This is a genomic window from Niallia sp. FSL W8-0177 (assembly GCF_038006285.1).
In the GTDB taxonomy this organism is placed as follows: Bacteria; Bacillota; Bacilli; order Bacillales; family Cytobacillaceae; genus Niallia; species Niallia circulans_A.
In genome coordinates, this window is the sequence record NZ_JBBOUX010000008.1 from 1 (window position 1) to 3,031 (window position 3,031).

2 protein-coding genes are annotated in these 3,031 nt (G+C 35.7%); one reads left to right on the plus strand and one right to left on the minus strand.

The annotated features are described in order from the left end of the window. The first annotated feature begins 200 nt into the window (after nucleotides 1–200). A complete protein-coding gene (gene mobV, locus NST77_RS25920) occupies nucleotides 201–1,550 on the plus strand; it encodes a MobV family relaxase (protein WP_341123939.1) in 1,350 nt (449 codons plus the stop codon). Nucleotides 1,551–1,592: 42 nt separating this feature from the next. Here the strand turns inward: mobV and NST77_RS25925 are convergent, their stop codons facing one another. After that, nucleotides 1,593–2,084: a replication/maintenance protein RepL gene (locus NST77_RS25925; protein ID WP_144547497.1), complete on the minus strand. Its 492-nt coding sequence runs from the start codon at nucleotides 2,082–2,084 to the stop codon at nucleotides 1,593–1,595. Nucleotides 2,085–3,031 lie beyond the last annotated feature (947 nt).

A 3,031-nucleotide genomic window follows, 5' to 3' on the forward strand; every position in this document is an offset into this window, starting at 1 on the left:
CAAGGTCTATGGTTTTCTCGAATGGATGGAGTGCTGCCAATTAAAATTGGCCACACTTCAGCAAGGCGAGTTCGACGATAGTCGAAAGGCTTTTAAGGGGGTTTGGGGGACTCCCCAACACATGAAACTTTGCGTGCAAAGTGTAGTGTGCTACACTTCTCTTAATCTATTAGATTTTCGGAAGGGTGCGTGACCACAATTTGAGCTATGCAATTTTACATATGCAGAAGCTAAAACAACCTGCAATTAAAGGCATTCAAATACATAATCAAAGAGAAAAAGAGAGCCAAACAAATGGGGATATTAACGAAGCACTTTCCCACTTAAATTATGATTTGGTTAATTCTGAATCTATTGATTACAACGATAAAGTGAACAAAATGATTGAGGAAGGGGTAACGACTGGCAAAGCCATTCGGAAAGATGCGGTGAAGGTTGCTAGTTTTCTTGTTACTTCTGATTCAGAGTATTTTCAGAATCTATCAGAACGAGAAGAAAGACGATTCTTTGAATCGGCTTATGAATTCTTTGCAGATGAATATGGAGAAAAAAATATTGCTTATGCAATGGTTCATAAAGACGAAAAAACACCACATATGCATGTTGGATTTGTGCCGATTACGGAAGATGGTCGGCTTTCGGCAAAAGATTTTTTTGGTAAGAAACAACAACTTGCAAAGCTACAGGATAAATTTCATGACCATATGGTACGAGAAGGCTTTGATTTAGAACGTGGTGTCTCGACTGACCGTAAACATGTTGAATCAGCTAAATACAAGGCTCTGACGTTTCAACAAATGGAGAAGGATGCGAAAGAGAAGTATGAGCGAACAATAGGTCAGATCCATGAGATTACAGATAAGACAAAAGCTATCGAGAATATTGAATCGAAGAAGGTTCTTGGATTAGTTGGGATGAAAGAACAAGATTATCAAAGTTTAGTGGACTATGCTACTAATGGAGTTATTTATCAAGTTAAATCGGAGAATCTACAAAAGAAATTGGAAAAGGCTAAAAAAGAAGTTGAGCAGCTAAAGTCAGATATGCAAATTGGACAAGGTAAAATTCGTCATTATTACAAACATATTGAGGAAAATTTTGATTCTTTAGTTGAAAAAAAAGTGGTAGAAAAAATGAAGCAGACTGACGTTGTAAAGGAATATGGAAACTTGGTTGAAAAGTATAATGGGTTGGTTGATAAGTACAATGACCAGTTGAAGGAGAAAAAGCAGTTAAAACAACAGGTGGACACTCTAAAAATCGAGAACCGGTCTTACCAAAATGAGAATCGAGAATTGAAATCAGAGAACGGAAAATTGAAGGAAAAACTTACGCAGATCAGCAAGGAGTTTTCTGTTTTTAAAGAGAGAGTGGGCAAAGTTTTACACGCTCAAATTGACCGAGTAAAGACGTTTTTGAGGATTAATAATGCTGAACCAGGAATGATAAAGTACCTGGATGATAGGCAAGGTAAATTAGTCCAGGACTCGCTTCAAAAATTAGAGAAACCTCAAAGGGAAAAACAACGAGATATGGGAATGGAGCGATAAAAAAAACCCTGCTTTTGTTGGGTTTTTTTTATATCACAGCCTTTAATTATTGTCCTCTTTGTATATTATTTCTGCCTTGAAATTTTTCCCTTTGCTAGAGTAATGCTGTTGTAATCGGATTTCTTGTATCTCATGCCAATGTCCACGACCAAAATAGAGAGCATTAACTTGATATGTACCAGTTCCTTTTCTGAAAAGAATTTTAGCATTTACTAGTTTATTTATATTGTTGTTAAGTACTTGAACGGATTTGTAGCCAAGTTCCTCAGTCATTTGTTTTTTTATAAAGCTATTTAAGATAATCATATTGTCATAAGACATGGTTTTTAAAAGGACATTAATTACCCTATCCAAGCCTTTAGGAAGGTCATTTAAGGCTACTATATCTTTTAAATAAAGTTTTACGTAATCAGGTTCTTTATCGACATAAGCATCAATTAATTGTTCTTCATGTTTAATTTCTCCTGTGATTATATCAGTTACTTTATTGGTAATCACTTTCGAAACTTTTTTTAAAGGTCTTTCAGCTTGCATTAAATTCACTTCCTATACATTTTATAATTAATTTAAATTATAAAGTTGTATGTTTTTAAGTTCAACATTTTTTTGTAATTTTAATATTTATAATCCCACAAATTATAAAATGATAAATATTTGATTAAATTTATAATCCCACAAATTATGGTATATAACTCCACAAATTAGGCTTATAATCCCACAAATTATAACTTATAATCCCACAAATTATAGTTTTTTTTAAAAAAACCAGTCATATCAAGGGTTTAACCTACTTTCTCTCTTCTATTCTATTATTTTACTAATTTTTTTAAGGTTTTTTTTATAGATTTAAGCTGTCTATCAATCTATATACTTAATAGGCTTTTCTCCATACAAGGTACAGGTAGTATTTTTTGAGAAAAACACTCAAAAAATCTCCACCCTTTTCTCCTTGCATTCCGAAATTTTACAGGCTACGTCTATCTTGCCGAACGACCGATAAACTGATGAAACAATTTGCTAGTCGTTCGGAAGCAATCTAGTATAGCCTGTAAAAACGCTGTTCTACCGTACTTAATAGAGTTATTAGACAACGTTTGAATACGCTATAAGGGGTTAACCCCTCTTGGCTCTCGCCAATTCACCCCAGCCTCACTCTCTCAACCTGATGAAAGGGAAAAGCTTTAAAAACCACTAGAAAGCCTTGAAGGCTTCTAATTTTGCCTTTAAGGCAAATGAAGGTATGAAACTAGGGTGACCTCTTAAAAAGGCTATATGAGCCTTATATGGCGTCTGTCAACGGTAAGCGGACCGTAGGGAGCATTAAGGAGTTGATAGACTCACTGCACCCGAACCCTCTTGGCATTGAATCGAATGCATTCGATTCCTGCCTACCGGCGAGGGAGCCCCTCAAGGATTGAGGGGTTGGGGAGTTCGATTAAGGGGGTCTGGGGAAGAGTTCCCCAGTGGGTTTGGGCAACGCC